Annotated in this window: 18 protein-coding genes; all 18 read left to right on the forward strand. The window is 72.1% G+C overall.

What is annotated here, in order from left to right; all coding sequences use genetic code 11:
• The first annotated feature begins 6 nt into the window (after positions 1–6).
• Positions 7–1206 carry a bifunctional phosphopantothenoylcysteine decarboxylase/phosphopantothenate--cysteine ligase CoaBC gene (gene coaBC / locus EV141_RS00070; RefSeq protein WP_241968906.1) on the forward strand — a complete coding sequence of 400 codons (1200 nt, stop codon included), beginning with the start codon at positions 7–9 and terminating at the stop codon, positions 1204–1206.
• Between the two features lie 36 nt (positions 1207–1242).
• A complete protein-coding gene (metK, locus tag EV141_RS00075; RefSeq protein ID WP_130483955.1) occupies positions 1243–2436 on the forward strand; it encodes a methionine adenosyltransferase in 1194 nt (397 codons plus the stop codon).
• Positions 2437–2455: 19 nt separating this feature from the next.
• On the forward strand, positions 2456–4459 hold the full coding sequence (locus EV141_RS00080) for a primosomal protein N' family DNA-binding protein (protein WP_241968907.1): 2004 nt from the start codon (positions 2456–2458) through the stop codon (positions 4457–4459).
• A gap of 41 nt (positions 4460–4500) precedes the next feature.
• Positions 4501–5430, forward strand: coding sequence for a methionyl-tRNA formyltransferase (gene fmt / locus EV141_RS00085; RefSeq protein WP_130483956.1), 930 nt, complete (start codon positions 4501–4503; stop codon positions 5428–5430).
• Positions 5427–6866, forward strand: coding sequence for an RsmB/NOP family class I SAM-dependent RNA methyltransferase (locus tag EV141_RS00090; protein WP_130483957.1), 1440 nt, complete (start codon positions 5427–5429; stop codon positions 6864–6866). The genes fmt and EV141_RS00090 overlap by 4 nt, the downstream gene beginning before the upstream one ends.
• A 36-nt stretch (positions 6867–6902) precedes the next feature.
• Complete coding sequence (gene rpe, locus EV141_RS00095) at positions 6903–7601, forward strand: ribulose-phosphate 3-epimerase (RefSeq protein WP_130483958.1); 699 nt, start codon at positions 6903–6905, stop codon at positions 7599–7601.
• Positions 7598–7966: an FKBP-type peptidyl-prolyl cis-trans isomerase gene (locus EV141_RS00100; RefSeq protein ID WP_130483959.1), complete on the forward strand. Its 369-nt coding sequence runs from the start codon at positions 7598–7600 to the stop codon at positions 7964–7966. The genes rpe and EV141_RS00100 overlap by 4 nt, the downstream gene beginning before the upstream one ends.
• 39 nt (positions 7967–8005) lie before the next feature.
• The gene (locus EV141_RS00105) at positions 8006–8269 is read left to right on the forward strand and encodes a phosphoribosyl-ATP diphosphatase (RefSeq protein ID WP_130483960.1); all 264 of its coding nucleotides are present in this window, start codon (positions 8006–8008) and stop codon (positions 8267–8269) included.
• Positions 8270–8345: 76 nt separating this feature from the next.
• Positions 8346–9185, forward strand: a complete 840-nt coding sequence (gene hisG / locus EV141_RS00110; RefSeq protein ID WP_130483961.1) for an ATP phosphoribosyltransferase — start codon at positions 8346–8348, stop codon at positions 9183–9185.
• On the forward strand, positions 9185–9946 hold the full coding sequence (gene hisF / locus EV141_RS00115; RefSeq protein ID WP_130483962.1) for an imidazole glycerol phosphate synthase subunit HisF: 762 nt from the start codon (positions 9185–9187) through the stop codon (positions 9944–9946). The genes hisG and hisF overlap by 1 nt, the downstream gene beginning before the upstream one ends.
• Positions 9943–10347 carry a phosphoribosyl-AMP cyclohydrolase gene (gene hisI, locus EV141_RS00120; RefSeq protein WP_130483963.1) on the forward strand — a complete coding sequence of 135 codons (405 nt, stop codon included), beginning with the start codon at positions 9943–9945 and terminating at the stop codon, positions 10345–10347. The genes hisF and hisI overlap by 4 nt, the downstream gene beginning before the upstream one ends.
• A complete protein-coding gene (locus EV141_RS00125) occupies positions 10344–11885 on the forward strand; it encodes an anthranilate synthase component I (RefSeq protein WP_130483964.1) in 1542 nt (513 codons plus the stop codon). The genes hisI and EV141_RS00125 overlap by 4 nt, the downstream gene beginning before the upstream one ends.
• Positions 11882–12457: a Trp biosynthesis-associated membrane protein gene (locus EV141_RS00130; RefSeq protein ID WP_130483965.1), complete on the forward strand. Its 576-nt coding sequence runs from the start codon at positions 11882–11884 to the stop codon at positions 12455–12457. The genes EV141_RS00125 and EV141_RS00130 overlap by 4 nt, the downstream gene beginning before the upstream one ends.
• 37 nt (positions 12458–12494) lie before the next feature.
• Positions 12495–12725, forward strand: a complete 231-nt coding sequence (locus tag EV141_RS00135) for a DUF6704 family protein (protein WP_130483966.1) — start codon at positions 12495–12497, stop codon at positions 12723–12725.
• Positions 12726–13502, forward strand: a complete 777-nt coding sequence (gene trpC / locus EV141_RS00140; protein WP_130483967.1) for an indole-3-glycerol phosphate synthase TrpC — start codon at positions 12726–12728, stop codon at positions 13500–13502.
• Positions 13499–14725, forward strand: a complete 1227-nt coding sequence (gene trpB, locus EV141_RS00145) for a tryptophan synthase subunit beta (protein WP_130483968.1) — start codon at positions 13499–13501, stop codon at positions 14723–14725. The genes trpC and trpB overlap by 4 nt, the downstream gene beginning before the upstream one ends.
• Entirely contained in the window at positions 14722–15501 is a 780-nt protein-coding gene (gene trpA, locus EV141_RS00150) for a tryptophan synthase subunit alpha (protein ID WP_130483969.1), read from the forward strand. Before trpB ends, trpA begins: the two co-directional genes overlap by 4 nt.
• Before the next feature lie 65 nt (positions 15502–15566).
• The gene (gene lgt / locus EV141_RS00155) at positions 15567–16592 is read left to right on the forward strand and encodes a prolipoprotein diacylglyceryl transferase (RefSeq protein WP_375880252.1); all 1026 of its coding nucleotides are present in this window, start codon (positions 15567–15569) and stop codon (positions 16590–16592) included.
• Position 16593 lies beyond the last annotated feature (1 nt).

The raw sequence follows: 16593 nt of genomic DNA on the forward strand, positions 1-16593 counted from the left end.
TAGGCCATGCCGGATTCCGGCGCCCCGCTGACGATTGTCGTCGGCATCACGGGCGGCATCGCCGCGTACAAAGCGGTGGGTGTCGCCCGTGGCTTCGTTCAGGCGGGGCATGACGTACACATCGTCGCCACCGAGGGCGCCCTGCGCTTCGTGGGCCGACCCACGCTCGAGGCGATCAGCCGCAACCCCGTGCACACCGAGCTCTATGAGGGTGTCGCCGAGGTGCGGCACGTCGCGCTCGGTCAGCGCGCCGACCTGATCGTGGTGGCCCCCGCGACGGCCCACTCGATCGCCTCGCTCGCCGCCGGCCTCGCGGGCGACCTCTTGGGTACGACCGTGCTCGCCTCCGAGGCGCCCCTCGTCATCGCCCCGGCGATGCACACCGAGATGTGGCTCAACGCGGCCACCCAGGCGAATGTGGCGACGCTGCGCGAGCGGGGCGTGCTGATCGTGGGCCCGGCCTCCGGCCAGCTGACGGGCGACGACAGCGGCCCCGGCCGCATGGCCGAGCCCGACGAGATCGTGCGGGCGGCGCTCGACGCCGTGCGCCCGCGTGACCTTCAGGGGATGCGCGTAGTCATTTCGGCCGGCGGCACGCGCGAGCCGATCGACCCCGTCCGCTTCCTCGGCAACCGCTCAAGCGGGCGCCAGGGCGTGGCCCTCGCGGACGCGGCGCGCTCGCGCGGGGCGGACGTCGTCCTCATCGCCGCCCACCTGGAGGTGCCACCGCCCGCCGGCGTCCGCGTCGTCGAGGTGGGTACCGCCGCTGAGTTGAACGCCGCGATGCTCGCCGAGCAGCCGGGCGCCGAGCTCGTGATCATGGCGGCCGCCGTCGCCGACTTTCGACCGGTGGCCGTCGCCGGCGAGAAGATCAAGAAGACCGACGACGGTGCGGTGCCCGAGCTGCGGCTTGAGCGCACGGACGACGTGCTGACGGCGCTGGCCGCCGCGCGCCCGGCCGGCCAGCGTCTCGTGGGCTTCGCGGCCGAGACAGTGGGCTCCGAGGCAGAGCTCGTTGCCTTGGCCGCCGGCAAGGCCGCTCGCAAGGGTGCCGACGTGATCATCGCCAACCGCGTCGGCGACGGGGTCGTGTTTGGTCAAGCGTCAACCGATGTCATCATCGTCGACGCGGCCGGTAGCGTGGTGGCGAAGGCCTCGGGCGACAAGCTGTCAGTGGCCCACCGTATTCTCGACGCGCTCGGCTGATTCGGCCAAGCGCCCGCCCGACACCACCGGAGCCCCATGTCCTCGCTGCGTCTGTTCACGTCTGAGTCTGTGACCGAGGGTCACCCCGACAAGATGTGCGACCAGATCAGCGACCGCATTTTGGATGCTCTGCTCACGGTCGACCCGCAGGCTCGCGTCGCCGTCGAAACGCTCGTCACGACGGGGCTCGTTCACGTCGCCGGCGAGGTCACGACGAGCGGCTATGTCGACATTCCCGGCATCGTGCGCCAGACCGTGACCGACATCGGCTACACCGGCAGCGACGTGTGGTTCGACGGGCGCTCGTGCGGTGTCTCGATCTCGATCGGCGGCCAATCGCCTGACATCGCGCAGGGGGTCGACTCGGCGTTCGAAACCCGCGAGGGCGAGAGCGTCGACGCCGACGACCGCCAGGGTGCGGGCGACCAGGGGCTGATGTTCGGCTACGCCACGCGCGAGACGCCGACGCTCATGCCGCTGCCGATCTGGCTCGCCCACCGCCTGTCTGAGCGCCTCGCCACCGTGCGTAAAGACGGCACCCTCGGCTACCTCGGCCCCGACGGCAAGACCCAGGTCACGGCGGGCTACGACGGTCAGGTGCCGCGCACGATCGAGACGATCGTGGTGAGCACGCAGCACCGTGCCGAGGTCGACACGCCCCAGGTGCGCGCCGACGTCGAGCGCGAGGTCATTCGCCCCGTTCTCGAGGCGGCCGGTTTCGGTGACCAGGCCCCGCGCATCCTCATCAACCCGACCGGCACCTTCGTCATCGGGGGCCCCCAGGGTGACGCCGGGCTCACGGGTCGCAAGATCATCGTCGACACCTACGGCGGCGCATCGCGCCACGGCGGGGGCGCCTTCAGCGGTAAAGACCCGTCGAAGGTCGACCGCTCAGCCGCGTACGCCATGCGCTGGGTGGCCAAGAACGCCGTCGCCGCCGGCCTCGCCGACCGGCTCGAGGTGCAGGTGGCCTACGCGATCGGCACGGCGGCGCCCGTGGGGCTATACGTCGAGAGCTTCGGCACCGGCCACGTCGACGACGACACGATCATTCGGGCGATTCGCGACACCTTTGACCTGCGCCCGGCGGCCATCGTGCGCGAGCTCGACCTCCTGCGACCCATCTACGGACAGACGGCCGCCTACGGTCACTTCGGGCGCGAGCTGCCCGACTTCAGCTGGGAGACGCTCGACCGCGCAGACGCGCTGCGCGCGAGCGCTGGGCTCTGAGCCGCGGGGGCGAGCGCGCGTGACCGCCGAACCGATCGCGCGGGTGCTGATCGATTCGCCGCTGCCGCAGCTCGACCGCCTGCTCGAGTACCGCATCCCTGAATCGCTTGATGGGGATGCGAGGCCCGGTGTGCGGCTCGTCGTGCCGCTGCGCACGGGCGGCCGCCAGGCGAAGGGCTACCTCGTCGACCGTGTGGCCGAGGCGAGTTTCGGCGGCCAGCTCGCCGAGATCTCGGAGGTGGTGTCGACCGCGCGCGTGCTCACGCCCGAGGTGTACCGCCTCGCTCGCCGCGCGGCCGACCGCGCCGCCGGCACGGCCAGTGACCTGCTGCGCCTCGCAGTACCACCGCGACAGGTGCGCATCGAAAAGGCCTGGCTCGGCGCGCTCGACGCGGCAGGGCGCACCGGCCCGGCTCTGACGCCCGCCGAGATCGCCGTCGCGGAGGGTGCCCCCGCCCCCGCGCTCGATTCCGACACGATCGCCGTCCTCCGCGATCCCACGGCGGCGGCGGGGGATCGTCGCATCGCACTCACGGCGCCGCAGCGGCTCGTTGAGGCCGGTCACGGGGAGTGGCTTCCCGCCGGACTCATGACCCTCGTGGGGCTTGCCGCCCGCACGGTGGCGGGCGGGCGCTCGGCGATCATCGCTGTGCCCGACTACCGCGATCTCGACCTCGTGGCCGCGGCCGCCGCGCTCGTGCTGCCGGGCGAGGCGATTGCCCGGGTCGACGCGGGGCGCGGGGCGGGGGAGCGCTACCGCGGCTTCCTGCGCGCCCTCGAGAAGCGCCCGGCGCTCGTGATCGGCACCCGCACCGCCGTGACGGCGCCCGCGCACCGACTCGGACTCATCGCCCTCTGGGACGACGGCGACCCCCTGCACGCCGAACAGCACGCGCCCGGCGTACACGCCCGCGACCTGGCGCTTCTGCGACACGACGACGCGGCCTGTGGTCTCATCCTCGCCGCGCACTCGCCCTCCGCCGACACTCAGCGACTCGTCGAGATCGGCTATCTGCGCACCGTGACGCCCGCGCGGTCCGCGCGGCGGCGCATCCGACCGACCACGCGCGCGGTTGGCGCCGACGAGCCGGGGGCCCGCGCGCGCATCCCCTCGATCGCGTGGCGAGCCGCTAGCGAGGCGCTCGCCACCGGCCCCGTTCTGCTGCAGGTGGCGCGCCCCGGTTTTGACCCGCGCATCGTGTGCGCCGACTGCGGCGAGGCGGTGCGCTGTCGCGTCTGCGCAGGCCCGGTCGGGGTGCGCCGCGCCGGGGCGGCGCCCTCGTGTCGCTGGTGCGGGGCCATCGCCCCTGCCGCGCCCTGCACCCGCTGCGCGGGGACGCGCCGCCGGGCGAGCACGCCCGGCTCGGTGCGCACCGCCGACGAGCTGGGCCGAGCCTTCCCCGGGGCGCGCGTCATCGTCTCCGACGCCGACCACGCCCACCAGCAGGTCGAGCCCGGCCGCACGATCGTGGTCGCGACCCGCGGGGCCGAGCCGATCGTCGCGGGCGGCTACCGTGCCGTTCTGCTGCTCGACGCCGAGCGCATGCTCGCCCGCGACGGCCTCCGGGTCGTCGACGACTGCCTGCGGTGGTGGCAGAACGCGGCAGCGCTCGCGGCCGACGACGCGCCCGTACTGCTCGTCGGAGTCGACGGGCCCGTCGCTCAGGCGCTCGCCACCGGCACCGCCGACGAGCTGATCGCCGCCGAACTCGCCGACCGCCGCCGACTGCGCTTCCCACCCGCCGTGCGCTCGGCAACCGTCACCGGCACGGCGCCCGAGGTGCGCGCCGCACTCGAACCGGTGCTCGCCCTCGACGGCGTCGACGCGCTCGGGCCGGTCGACACGGCCGATGGTCAGGTTCGGGCGATCGTGCGCCTCGACTACGCCCGCGGAGTCGATGTCGCGCACGAACTGCGGGCCGCGGTCGTCGCGGCAGCCACGGCTCGCGCGCAGCGACGCCGCTCGACCCTGCGCGTGCGATTCGACGACCCGACAGCGTTTGACGCGGCTCTCGACGAGTGACCTCGCGCGGCGTGCCCGCAGCCGTGGGGCAGAATCGTCGGGTGACTCGCCTCAGACTGCTGTTCGCCGGAAGCCCCGCCGCGGCAGTCCCGTCGCTCGCGGCCCTCGCCGGCGGGCCGCACGCGGTGGAGGCCGTCATCACCCGTCCACCAACACCGCAGGGCCGCAAGCGGGTGCTCACGCCGACGCCCGTCGAGGTCGAGGCTGAGCGCCTCGGACTCGAGGTGCTGCACGCGCGCAGCCTCACCCCGCTGACCGACGAGCTCGTCGCCCGTCAGGTCGATCTGGGCGTCATCGTGGCGTTTGGCGGACTTATTCGCGAACCCCTGCTCTCGGCCCCGCGCCTCGGCTGGATCAACCTGCACTTCTCGCTGCTACCGGCCTACCGGGGCGCCGCGCCCGTGCAGCGCGCCATCATGGCGGGCGACACCCGCACCGGCATGAGCGTCTTTCGGCTGACGGCCGGACTCGACGAGGGTGAGCTGCTCGCGCAGCGCGCGCAGCCGATCGGGGCCCACGACACTGCGGGCTCGCTGCTCGAGCGTCTCGCCACCGACGGGGCGGGTCTCGTCGCCAGCGTCGTAGACGCACTGGCCGACGGCACCGCGACCGCGACGCCGCAGCAGGGCACCCCGTCGTTCGCCCCCAAACTCACCCGCGACGACGGGCGCGTGACGTTCACGTCCTGTGTCGCGACCGTGTCGGCGCGTGTCCGCGGAACCACCCCCGAACCCGGCGCCTTCGCTGAGCTCGATGACGGCACCACCGTCAAGCTGCTCGAGGTCGCCATCGCGCACGACGCGCCGGCGCTCGAACCGGGCCGGCTCACCGTTCAGGCGGGCGCGGCGCTCGTCGGCACCGCCGACCGCCCGCTCGAGCTCATCCGCGTCCAGCCGGCCGGCAAGCAGGCCATGCGGGCGGTCGATTGGATGCGCGGCCTGCGCGACGCCGCCGAGCGGCGGTTCCGATGAACCCCGGTGAACCACGTCGTTCGTCGGGCCGAGCATCCGGTGGGGCATCGCGTGGGTCATCCGGTCGGGCGCCGGCGGGGCCGTCGCCCCGTCGGATCGCCTTCGACGTCGTGCACGCCGTCGCGCGCGACGACGCCTACGCGAACCTGCTGCTGCCGACGCGCATCCGTCGGGCCCGCCTCACCGGGTCGGACGCCGGCTTCGCCACCGAGCTGACGTACGGAACGCTGCGCAGCCGGGGGCTCTACGACGCCGTCATTGCGCGAGCCGCCGGGCGAGCGATCGATCGCATCGACCCGCTCGCGCTCGACGTGCTGCGGCTCGGCGCACACCAGCTGCTCGGCATGGAGACCCCGCCCCACGCCGCCGTCGACGAGTCGGTGCGGCTCGCTCGGCAGGTGGGTGCCCCGCGCGCCGCCGGCTTCGTCAACGCCGTGCTGCGCCGCGTCGGCGAGCGCAGCCTCGACGAGTGGCAAACACTGTTGACCGCGGGGGTGAGCTCGGTGCGGGGCATCCTCGCGATTCGCCACGCGCATCCGGAATGGGTGGTTGACGCCCTCGCCGACGCGCTCGCGGCCGAGGGGCGGGGGGCCGAACTCGACGCGCTGCTCGCGGCCGACAACGACCCGCCGCGCGTCACGCTTGTCGCGCTGCCGGGCCTCGCCGAGCCGCTCGCCGCCGATGACCCGTCCCGCACGAGGTACTCGCCGCTCGGCGTGCGCTCTCGTTCGGGTGACCCGGCCGCCGACCCCGAGGTCACCTCCGGCGTGCGTCGGGTGCAGGACGAGGGATCGCAACTGGCCGCCCTCGCGCTCAGTCGCGCGCGGCCCGCTACGCCGGGGGAGCGCTGGCTCGACCTCTGTGCCGGCCCCGGCGGCAAGGCGGCGCTGCTCGCGGCCGAGGCCCGCGCGGCGGGCGCGCAGCTCGTGGCGAACGAGGCCGTGCCGCAGCGCGCCGAACTGGTGCGCCGCGCCCTCGCGCCCGTCGCCCCCGAGGTCGAGGTGCGCGCCGGTGACGGTCGCACCATCGGCGACACCGAGCCGGGGGCGTTTGACCGCATCCTGGTCGATGCGCCGTGTACGGGTCTCGGTGCGCTCCGCCGTCGCCCCGAGGCGCGCTGGCGCAAGAGCGCCGACGATGTGGCGCCCCTCGCGGCGCTGCAACGCGAGCTGCTGACGGCGGCGCTCGACGCCGTCGCCCCGGGCGGTCTCGTCGCCTACGTCACCTGCTCGCCCCACCCAGAAGAAACCCGCGCGGTCGTGGATGCGGCGCTCGCGACGCGTGCCGACGCCACCGCCCTCGACACGCCCGCGATCCTCTCGCGCATCGTGCGGGAACCGCTCGACCTCGGGCCGGGCACGGCCGCGCAGCTGTGGCCGCACCGGCACGGCACCGACGCGATGTTCATCCAGCTCATCGAGCGCGCGGCCCACTGACGCCGCCTCGCGCGCTCGCGGCCCCGCTGCGGGCGGATGCGCGGGGCCGCTGACTACGCTGGCGACGTGACCGCGCGCATCAACCCGAGCATCCTGTCGGCCGATTTCGTCAACATGGAGCGCGATCTGAATCGCATCCAGACCGCCGATTACGTGCACGTCGACGTGATGGACAACCATTTCGTGCCGAACCTCACCTTCGGCCCGCAGATGGTCGGCCGGGTGCAGGACGTCTCGCCGATTCCGCTCGACGTGCACCTGATGATCAGTGATGTCGACCGCTGGGGGCCGGGCTACGCCGAACTGGGCGCGTTTTCGGTCACCTTCCACGTGGAGGCCGCCACCGATCCGGTTGCCGTCGCGCGCGCCATTCGCGATCGCGGCGCCCGCGCGGGCCTCGCGCTGAAGCCCGGAACCCCCGTCGAGCCGTACCTCGAGCTGCTGCCCGAGTTCGATCAGGTGCTCGTCATGACCGTCGAGCCCGGCTTCGGGGGGCAGTCGTTCATGCCCGAGACGATGCCGAAGCTGCGGCTGCTGCGCGAGCAGGTGCGCCGCCTCGGCGTCGACACCTGGCTGCAGGTCGACGGCGGCATCGCCCTCGACACGATTGCGATCGCCGCCGAGGCCGGCGCCGACACCTTTGTCGCGGGCTCGGCCGTCTACGGCGCCGACGACCCCGAGCGCGCGATCGCCGGTCTGCGCGAGGCCGCCACGTCTGCTTGGATGGAACCATGAGCCAGCTGAGCAAGCCCGAAATCGACTTCTTCGAGGGCCCCGCGCCCACCGAGCTCGTCATCACCGACCTGGTGGTCGGTGACGGTGCGGAGGCCACTCCCGGTGCGACCGTCGACGTGCACTACGTCGGCGTCGAGTTCGACAGCGGTGAAGAGTTCGACGCGTCGTGGAACCGCGGGTCGTCGATCAACTTCCCCCTCGGCAGCCTGATCGCCGGCTGGCAGCAGGGCATCCCCGGCATGAAGGTGGGCGGCCGTCGCCAGCTCGTCTGCCCGCCGCACCTCGCCTACGGTCCCGCCGGTGGCGGCCATCGCCTGTCGGGCAAGACGCTCGTCTTCGTCATCGACCTGCTCGGCGTCTCCTGACCCACGGTTCGTGAAGCGTCGCCCCGGTACGCTTGCCGGGTGAAGACGTTCGAATCGCTGTACGCCGAGCTCGCCGAGAAAGCCCGCTCGCGCCCCGAGGGCTCCGGCACCGTGGCGCAGCTCGACGCCGGCGTGCATGCGATCGGCAAGAAGATCGTCGAGGAGGCCGCCGAGGTCTGGATGGCCTCCGAGTACGAGAGCGACGCGGCCGCCGCAGAGGAGATCTCGCAGCTGCTGTACCACCTGCAGGTCATGATGGTCGCGAAGGGCCTGACGCCCGACGACGTCTATCGCTACCTGTAGCGGTTCGCGCCGCTGGCGCTGACCGCCCACCCGCCCAATGGATGCGCGCCCCGCGCGCTCGAGGAAGACCACCGGAATGCTGAGAATCGCGGTGCCCAACAAGGGCTCGCTGTCCGAGACCGCGGCGCACATGCTCGCTGAGGCCGGGTACACGGGTCGGCGCGATCCGCGCGCCCTGACGAGCGCGGATGCGCGCAACGGCGTCGAGTTCTTCTACCTGCGCCCGCGCGATATCGCCACCTACGTGGGCTCGGGCGCGCTCGACGTCGGCATCACCGGGCGCGACCTGCTGCTCGATTCGGGGTCTGAGGCCCGCGAGATTCAGACTCTCGACTTCGGTGACTCGACGTTCCGCTTCGCCGCGCCGCCGAACACGGTGCGCACGCTGGACGATCTGGGCGGGCTGCGGGTGGCGACGAGTTACCCCGGGCTCGTGGGCGACTTCCTCGCGCGGCACGGTGTGACCGCCGATCTCATTCGCTTGGATGGCGCGGTCGAGTCGGCCGTACGGCTGGGGGTCGCGGACGCGGTCGCCGACGTCGTGTCGACCGGTGCCACCCTGCGCGCCCAGGGCCTCGAAATCGCCGGCCCCGTGATCCTCGAGTCGACCGCGGTGCTGATCAGCGCGCAGCCCGATCGACCCGGAATTGCGACGCTACAGCGGCGCCTCCAGGGTGTTCTTGTCGCCCGTCAGTACGTCCTCATGGACTACGACCTGCCCCGTGAGCTGCTCGAGAAGGCCCAGGCGGTCACCCCCGGTCTCGAGTCGCCGACCGTGAGTCCGCTGGCCGACAGCGGCTGGGTCGCGGTGCGGGCCATGGTGCCGCGCGCCGACGTGAACCACGTCATGGACGAGCTGTACGACCTCGGCGCCCGGGCGATCCTCGTCGGATCGATCCACGCCGCTCGCCTCTGATGTCGGTCGCCACCCGCGTCATCCCGTGCCTCGACGTCGCCGGGGGCCGCGTCGTGAAGGGCGTCAACTTCCTCGGCCTGCGCGACGCCGGCGACCCCATCGAGCTGGCCCGCCGTTACTTCGAGCAGGGCGCTGACGAGATCACCTTCCTCGACGTGACCGCGACGGTTGACCAGCGCGAGACAACCTACGACGTGGTGCGGGCGACGGCCGAACAGGTCTTCATTCCCCTCACCGTCGGCGGGGGAGTGCGCTCGACAGACGACGTCGCCCGGCTGCTCGGCCACGGCGCCGACAAGATCGGCGTGAACAGTGCCGCCATCGCCCGCCCGGCCCTGATTGACGAGATCGCCGACCGTTTTGGCGCCCAAGTCTGCGTGCTCTCCCTCGACATCACACGCGACGCATCGGCCCCGAGCGGTTTCATCGTCACGACCCACGGTGGCCGCACCCGCACCGAGATCGACGCTCTTGCCTGGGCGAGCGAGGCCATCGAGCGCGGCGCCGGCGAACTGCTCGTCAATTCGATCGATGCCGACGGCACCAAGGCAGGCTTCGACCTCGAGTTGATTGCGGCGGTCCGCGAGATCGCCCGCGTGCCCGTCATCGCCTCTGGCGGTGCCGGAGCCCTCGAGCACTTCGCTCCCGCCGTTCAGGCAGGCGCCGATGCCGTGCTCGCGGCCTCGGTCTTCCACAACGGCGAGCTGACGATCGGCGAGGTCAAAGGTTCGCTCCGCGACGCGGGGGTGCTGGTGCGATGAGCGATTTTTCCGCCGACGGCCACCCCGCCGCCTCCCTCGACCCGGTTGCCGCCGACGCCGTGGTGGCGCGCGCCCGCTTCGCCGCCGACGGCCTCCTGCCCGCCATCATCCAATCGGTCGACGATGACGCCGTGCTCATGCTCGGCTACATGAACGCCGAGGCCCTGCGCCGCACGCTCACGGAGGGGCGGGTCACGTTCTGGAGTCGCAGCCGCGGCGAGTACTGGCGCAAGGGCGACACGAGCGGCCACATTCAGCTCGTGCGTGAGCTCGCCCTCGACTGCGACGCCGACGCGCTACTCGTGCGCGTGCACCAGGTGGGTCCCGCCTGCCACACGGGGGCGCGGCGCTGCTTCGACGTCGACCCCGTGATCGTGAGCGAGACGGAGGCGCCCGCATGACGACGACCCTCGATGACGTCCGCGTCGTGCTCGGCACGGCCCGCGTGGTGCCGGTCATTCGCGAGCTGTTCGCCGATGCCGCGACCCCCGTGGGCCTCTACCGTTCGCTCGCCGACGGGCGCGCCGGCACCTTCCTGCTCGAGTCGGCCGAGCAGGGCGGCATCTGGTCGCGCTACTCGTTCATCGGCGTCGGCTCGTTCGGCGTGCTCACCGAGGCCGACGGCGAGAGCCTGTGGATCGACACCGGCATCGACGCCGCGCGCGCCTTCGGCGGCGAGCTGCCCGCCGACCCGCTCGCGGCGCTGGACGCGCTGTACGCGCGGTGGCGCACCCCGGCCGACCCCGCGCATCCGCCGCTGACGGGTGGCCTCGTGGGCTTCATCGGCTGGGATGCGGTGCGCCGCGTCGAACACCTCCCCGACGCGCCGCCCGCCGATTTCGCCGCCCCCGAGCTCGCCGTCGCCTTCACGAGCGAGCTGGTTGTCATGGACCACAAGACCGGCACCGTGCAGATCATCGCGGCGCTCCTGCTCGATGGCGAGCCCGACGACGATGAGCTCGCCGCCCGATTTACGGATGCGCAGGCCCGCCTCGATCGCCTCGCCGACGCGCTCACCCGCCCGGTGGCGACGCACCCTGCCGCCATCGACGTGTCGACCGCCCCGGCGCCCCATCACCGCTCGACGCCCGAGCAGTACCTCGACGCGGTGGCCCGGTCGAAAGAGCACATCCGCGACGGCGACGTCTTCCAGGTCGTGATCTCGCAGCGCTTCGACCACCCGGTGACCGCGGCGCCGCTCGACGTGTATCGCGTGCTGCGCGCGCTCAACCCGTCGCCGTACATGTACGTGCTCAGCCTCACCCGCGTCGACGGAACCCCCTACGCGATCGTCGGCTCCTCGCCCGAGGCGCTCGTCAAGGTGCAAGACGGCCGCGCCTTTTCCCACCCGATCGCCGGTTCCCGCCCGCGCGGCGCGAGCCCCGAGCAGGATGCGGCCCTCGCCGACGAGCTGCTCGCCGACCGCAAAGAGCAGGCCGAACACCTCATGCTGGTCGATCTGGCCCGCAACGACCTCTCGAAGGTGTGCGCCCCGGGTAGCGTTGAGGTGACCGAGTTCATGCAGGTCGAGCGATTCAGCCACATCATGCACCTCGTCTCGAGCGTCGAGGGCGACGTGCGCGCGGATGCGAGCCCCATCGACGTCCTGCGCGCGACGTTCCCGGCCGGCACGCTCAGCGGCGCCCCAAAGCCCCGCGCCCTCGAGATCATCGACGCGCTCGAGCCGGCTCGCCGCGGCGTGTACGGGGGAGTCGTGGGCTACTTCGCCTTCTCGGGCGACCTTGACCTGGCGATCGCCATCCGTACCGCGTTCCTTGCCGACGGCGTCGCCCGCGTGCAGGCGGGTGCCGGGCTCGTGGCCGATTCGCAGCCCCAGGCCGAGTACGACGAGACGATCGCGAAGGCGGCCGCCCCGCTGCGGGCGGTTGCGATCGCGAACGCGCTCGCGCCGATTGCCGACTCGGGGCACGACGCGTGACCCCCGCGCGGCTCCGCCTGCTGTCACTCCTCGGCCCGCTCGCGGCCGCCGGGCTGTCCCTGCTTGCGTGGACGCAGGTCTGGGTGACGCTCACCCTCGACACGGGTGCGGTGGTGGAGGCGCGCGGTGACGTCGCCGCGTCGACGGTTCCGGCCCTCAGCCTCGCTCTGCTTGCTCTGACGGCGGCCCTTTCGCTCGTGGGCCGCACCCCCCGCGTCGTCCTGGCCGTGGTCGAACTCGCGCTCGGCGTCGGTATCGCTGCGGCGTCGCTCGGCGTGGCACTCGCGCCGGTCGATCGCGCTGCGCCGGCGGTGACCGCCCTCACCGGCATCGACGGCGAGGGCGCCGTCGCGGATCTCGTTGTCTCGAGCGCCACCTCGGCATGGGTGTGGCTCGCGCTCGCGGGCGGCGTCGTCGCGGTCATCGCGGGACTGTTTACGGCGCTCACGACGCACCGCTGGCCCGGGCGCACGCGCCGCTACGACACCCAGGATGCACGCGGCCGGGTAGGCGAGGATCGTCTCGGCGACTGGGACGCGCTCAGCGACGGCGACGACCCCACCGCCCGATAGACTGAACACTCCCGCCGATTCCCGAACCAGGAGACGCATGAACGCCCAGAACGACCTCGGACACGGTCACTCTCCCGCCGCCTGGACGGCCGTCGTGATCATGCTCGTCGGCTTCACCGTCGGCACGATCGCCTTCTTCTTCGAGATCGCCCCCGTCGTGTGGGCGAGTGCCGTCGTGGTGCTCGCTGGCTGGATCACCGGCGGCGTCATGGCGAAGATGGGCTATGGCGTGAAGGGCCCGCGCTACGCCCCGAAGGCGCACTCCTAAGTGCTCGACGGCCTGACCGCGGGCGCTCGTGAGGACGCGGCCGCGCGTCGCGCCGACCGTCCGTTGAGCGCGGTCGAAGCCGACGCTGCGGCCCAGGCCGCCGCGCTCGACGCCGTCGCGGCGCTGTCGCGTGCCGACCACGTCAAGCTGATCGCCGAGGTGAAGCGCGCGAGCCCGTCCCGCGGGGCGCTCGCGAGCATCCCCGACCCGGCCGCCCTCGCGGCGCAGTACACCGCCGGGGGAGCGCACGCGATCAGCGTGCTGACCGAGCAGCGCCGCTTCCAGGGTTCGCTCGCCGACCTCGAAGCCGTGCGGGCCGCAGTCGACGTGCCGGTTCTGCGCAAAGACTTCATCGCCGACGAGTACCAGATCGCCGAGGCGCGCGCCGCGGGTGCCGACCTCGTGCTGCTGATCGTCGCGGCGCTCGACGAGTCGACGCTGCGTCGCCTCTACGCGCACGTGCTCGACTGGGGCATGACCCCCCTCGTCGAGACGCACTCGCTCGACGAGGCTCGCCTCGCCGTTGATTTGGGTGCACAGCTCATCGGCGTCAACGCCCGCGACCTCACGACCTTCGAACTCGACCGCGAGCTGTTTGGCCGCGTCGCCCCGATCATCCCCGACAACGCGATCCGTATCGCCGAGTCGGCCGTCCTCGGCGTCGCCGATGTCGAGCACTACCGGCGCGCTGGCGCCGACGTGGTGCTCGTCGGCGAGGCCCTCGTTACCGGAGGCGACCCCGTCGCCACCGCCCGCCAGTTTGTGAGCGTGTCATGACCCTGCGCGACGTCGTCGGCCCCTACTTCGGCACCTTCGGGGGCCGATTCGTGCCCGAATCCCTGATCGCCGCCCTCGACGAGCTCGACGCGGCCTACCAGGCTGCCCGCGTCGACCCGGCCTTCGCCGCCGAGCTCGCCGAGCTGCACCGCACGTACACCGGCCGGCCCTCGATCATCACCGAGGCGCCCCGATTCGCCGAGCACGCGGGCGGCGCCCGCATCCTGCTGAAGCGCGAAGACCTGAACCACACGGGCAGCCACAAGATCAACAACGTGCTCGGTCAGGCGCTGCTCGCGAAGCGGCTCGGCAAGACCCGCCTGATCGCCGAGACGGGTGCCGGTCAGCACGGCGTCGCGAGCGCGACCGCGGCCGCCCTGTTCGGCATGGAGTGTGTCGTGTACATGGGTGCCGTCGACACCGAGCGCCAGGCGCTCAACGTCGCGCGCATGAAGCTGCTCGGGGCCGAGGTTGTGGCCGTGCAGACGGGCTCGCGCACGCTGAAAGACGCGATCAATGACGCCATGCGCGACTGGGTCGCCAACGTCGAGAACACGCACTACCTGCTCGGCACCGTGGCGGGCCCGCACCCGTTCCCGACGATGGTGCGCGACTTCCACTCGGTTATCGGCACCGAGTCGCGCGAGCAGGTGCTCGCGCTCACGGGCCGTCTTCCGGATGCTGTGGCGGCGTGCGTCGGCGGTGGCAGTAACGCCATGGGCATCTTCCACGCGTTCCTCGACGACGAGTCCGTGCGCCTGGTGGGCCTCGAGGCCGCCGGCGACGGCGTCGACACGCCGCACCACGCGGCGACGATCTCGCGCGGCCGCCCTGGCGTGCTGCACGGCGCCCGCAGCCTCATGCTGCAAGACGAAGACGGCCAGACCATGGAGTCTCACTCCATTTCGGCCGGCCTCGACTACCCGGGCGTCGGCCCCGAGCACGCCTGGCTCTCCGATATCGGGCGTGCCGAGTACCGCGGCGTGACCGATGCCGAGGCGATGAGCGCGTTGCGCCTGCTCAGCCGCACCGAGGGCATCATTCCCGCCATCGAGACCGCGCACGCGCTGCACGGCGCTCTCGAACTGGGCAAAGAATTGGGCCCCGAGGGCATCATCCTCGTCTCGCTGAGCGGCCGAGGCGACAAAGACATGGAGACCGCGGCGCGCTACTTCCGCCTGCTCGACGGCGAGGGTGACGCCCCCGCGGGGTCGGCATCGTGAGCAGCGTCGAGCAGACGATCAGCACGCGCCGCGACGCCGGCTCGGGTGCGCTGATTGCCTACCTGCCGATCGGCTTCCCGACGCTCGATGAGAGCGTCGAGGCCGCCATCGCCGTCGTCGAGAACGGCGTCGACATTCTCGAGCTCGGCCTTCCCTACAGCGACCCCGTCATGGACGGCGCCGCGATCCAGAAGGCCACGCAGACGGCCCTGCAGAACGGTTTCCGCTTGCGCGACGCGTTCACGGCGGTCGAGCGCGTGCGCGCCGCCGTCGATGCGCCGGTGCTCGTCATGACCTACTGGAACCCCGTCATGCAGTACGGCGTCGACCGCTTTGCTGCCGACCTGAAGAACGCCGGGGGAGCGGGGCTCATTACCCCCGACCTGATTCCCGACGAGGCCAGCGAGTGGATGTCCGCGTCCGAGGCGCACGACCTCGATCGCGTGTTCCTCGCGGCGCCCTCGTCGTCCGACGTTCGCATGCGCCAGGCCGTCGAGGCGAGCCGCGGCTTCGTCTACGCCGTCTCGACGATGGGCATCACCGGTGCGCGCTCCGACGTCGACGCTGCCGCCCGCGGTGTCGTCTCACGACTCCGCGACGCGGGATGCACCTCCACGTGCGTCGGCCTCGGCATCTCCACCGCCGAGCAGGTTCGCGACGTGCTGAGCTACGCCGACGGGGCCATCGTCGGCTCGCGCCTGGTCGCCGCGCTGAGCGAGGGCGGCGTGCCCGAGGTGGCGCGCGTCGCCGCCGATCTCGCCTCCGGCACCCGCTGAGCCCGAAACCGCTCTGGCCACAAGTAGGCTGGCACGCGTCCCCACCCCCGGAAAGGCCCGCACCCGTGATCCCTGCCCTTCAACCGCTCAGCATTCCGAGCCCCGGCGAAGAGTGGCGCGCGTTCAATCTCGGTGAGTGGCTGCGCGAGCTCGGCCTCACCTGGTTCTCGTTCGACATCCTCATCAACGCCTACGCGCTGTGCATCCTGCTCGGCATCGTGGCGGCGGTGCTGTTGACGAACGCGCGGCTGAGCCGGCGCGGCGCCGAGCCGTGGATCGTCCTCGACATCGCGCTGTTCGCCGTTCCCCTCGGCATCATCGGCGGTCGCATCTACCACGTGGTGACCCACCCGGCCGACTACTTCTTCCCCGGCGCCGATCTTCTCCGCGTCCTCTACATCTGGGAGGGCGGCATGGCCATTTTCGGCGCCCTCATCGGCGGCGCGATCGGCGCGTACCTCGGCTGCCGCGTCACCGGCATCCGATTCTGGGCATTCGCGGATGCGCTCGCTCCGGGACTCCTGCTCGCCCAGGCATTCGGTCGGCTCGGTAACTGGTTCAACCAGGAACTGTTCGGCCTCCCCACCGATCTGCCGTGGGGCCTCGAGATCGACCGACCGAACCCCGCGATTCCCGTGGGGCTCCCCGACGACATCCTGTTCCACCCGACGTTCCTCTACGAGATCATCTGGAACCTCGCCGGTGTCGCCGTGTTGTTGCTGCTCGACGCGCGCCTGCGCGTGCAGTGGGGCAAGCTGCTCGGCGCCTACCTCATCTGGTACGGCGTGGGCCGCAGCGTCTTCGAGACGATTCGCCTCGACCCGAGCGAGCTGTTCCTGGGGGTGCGCGTCAACGTGTGGGCCGCCTGGGCCGCCGTGGTTCTCGGCATCGTGCTGGTGCTGGTGCAACGCCGACGCCACCCGGGTGTTGAGCCGGGGCCCTACCAGCCGGGCCGCGAGTGGTCACCGGACGCTGGGGTAGACTCCGAAGACGTCTACACCGAGACGGACCTAACCGGCAATGACGCCGATGAGGTCGCCGGGAAACCCGGCTCGTCCCCCGCCACAAGCGGAACACCCGCGAACGCCTGAG

Source organism: Microcella putealis (assembly GCF_004216575.1).
Classification (GTDB): Bacteria; Actinomycetota; Actinomycetes; order Actinomycetales; family Microbacteriaceae; genus Microcella; species Microcella putealis.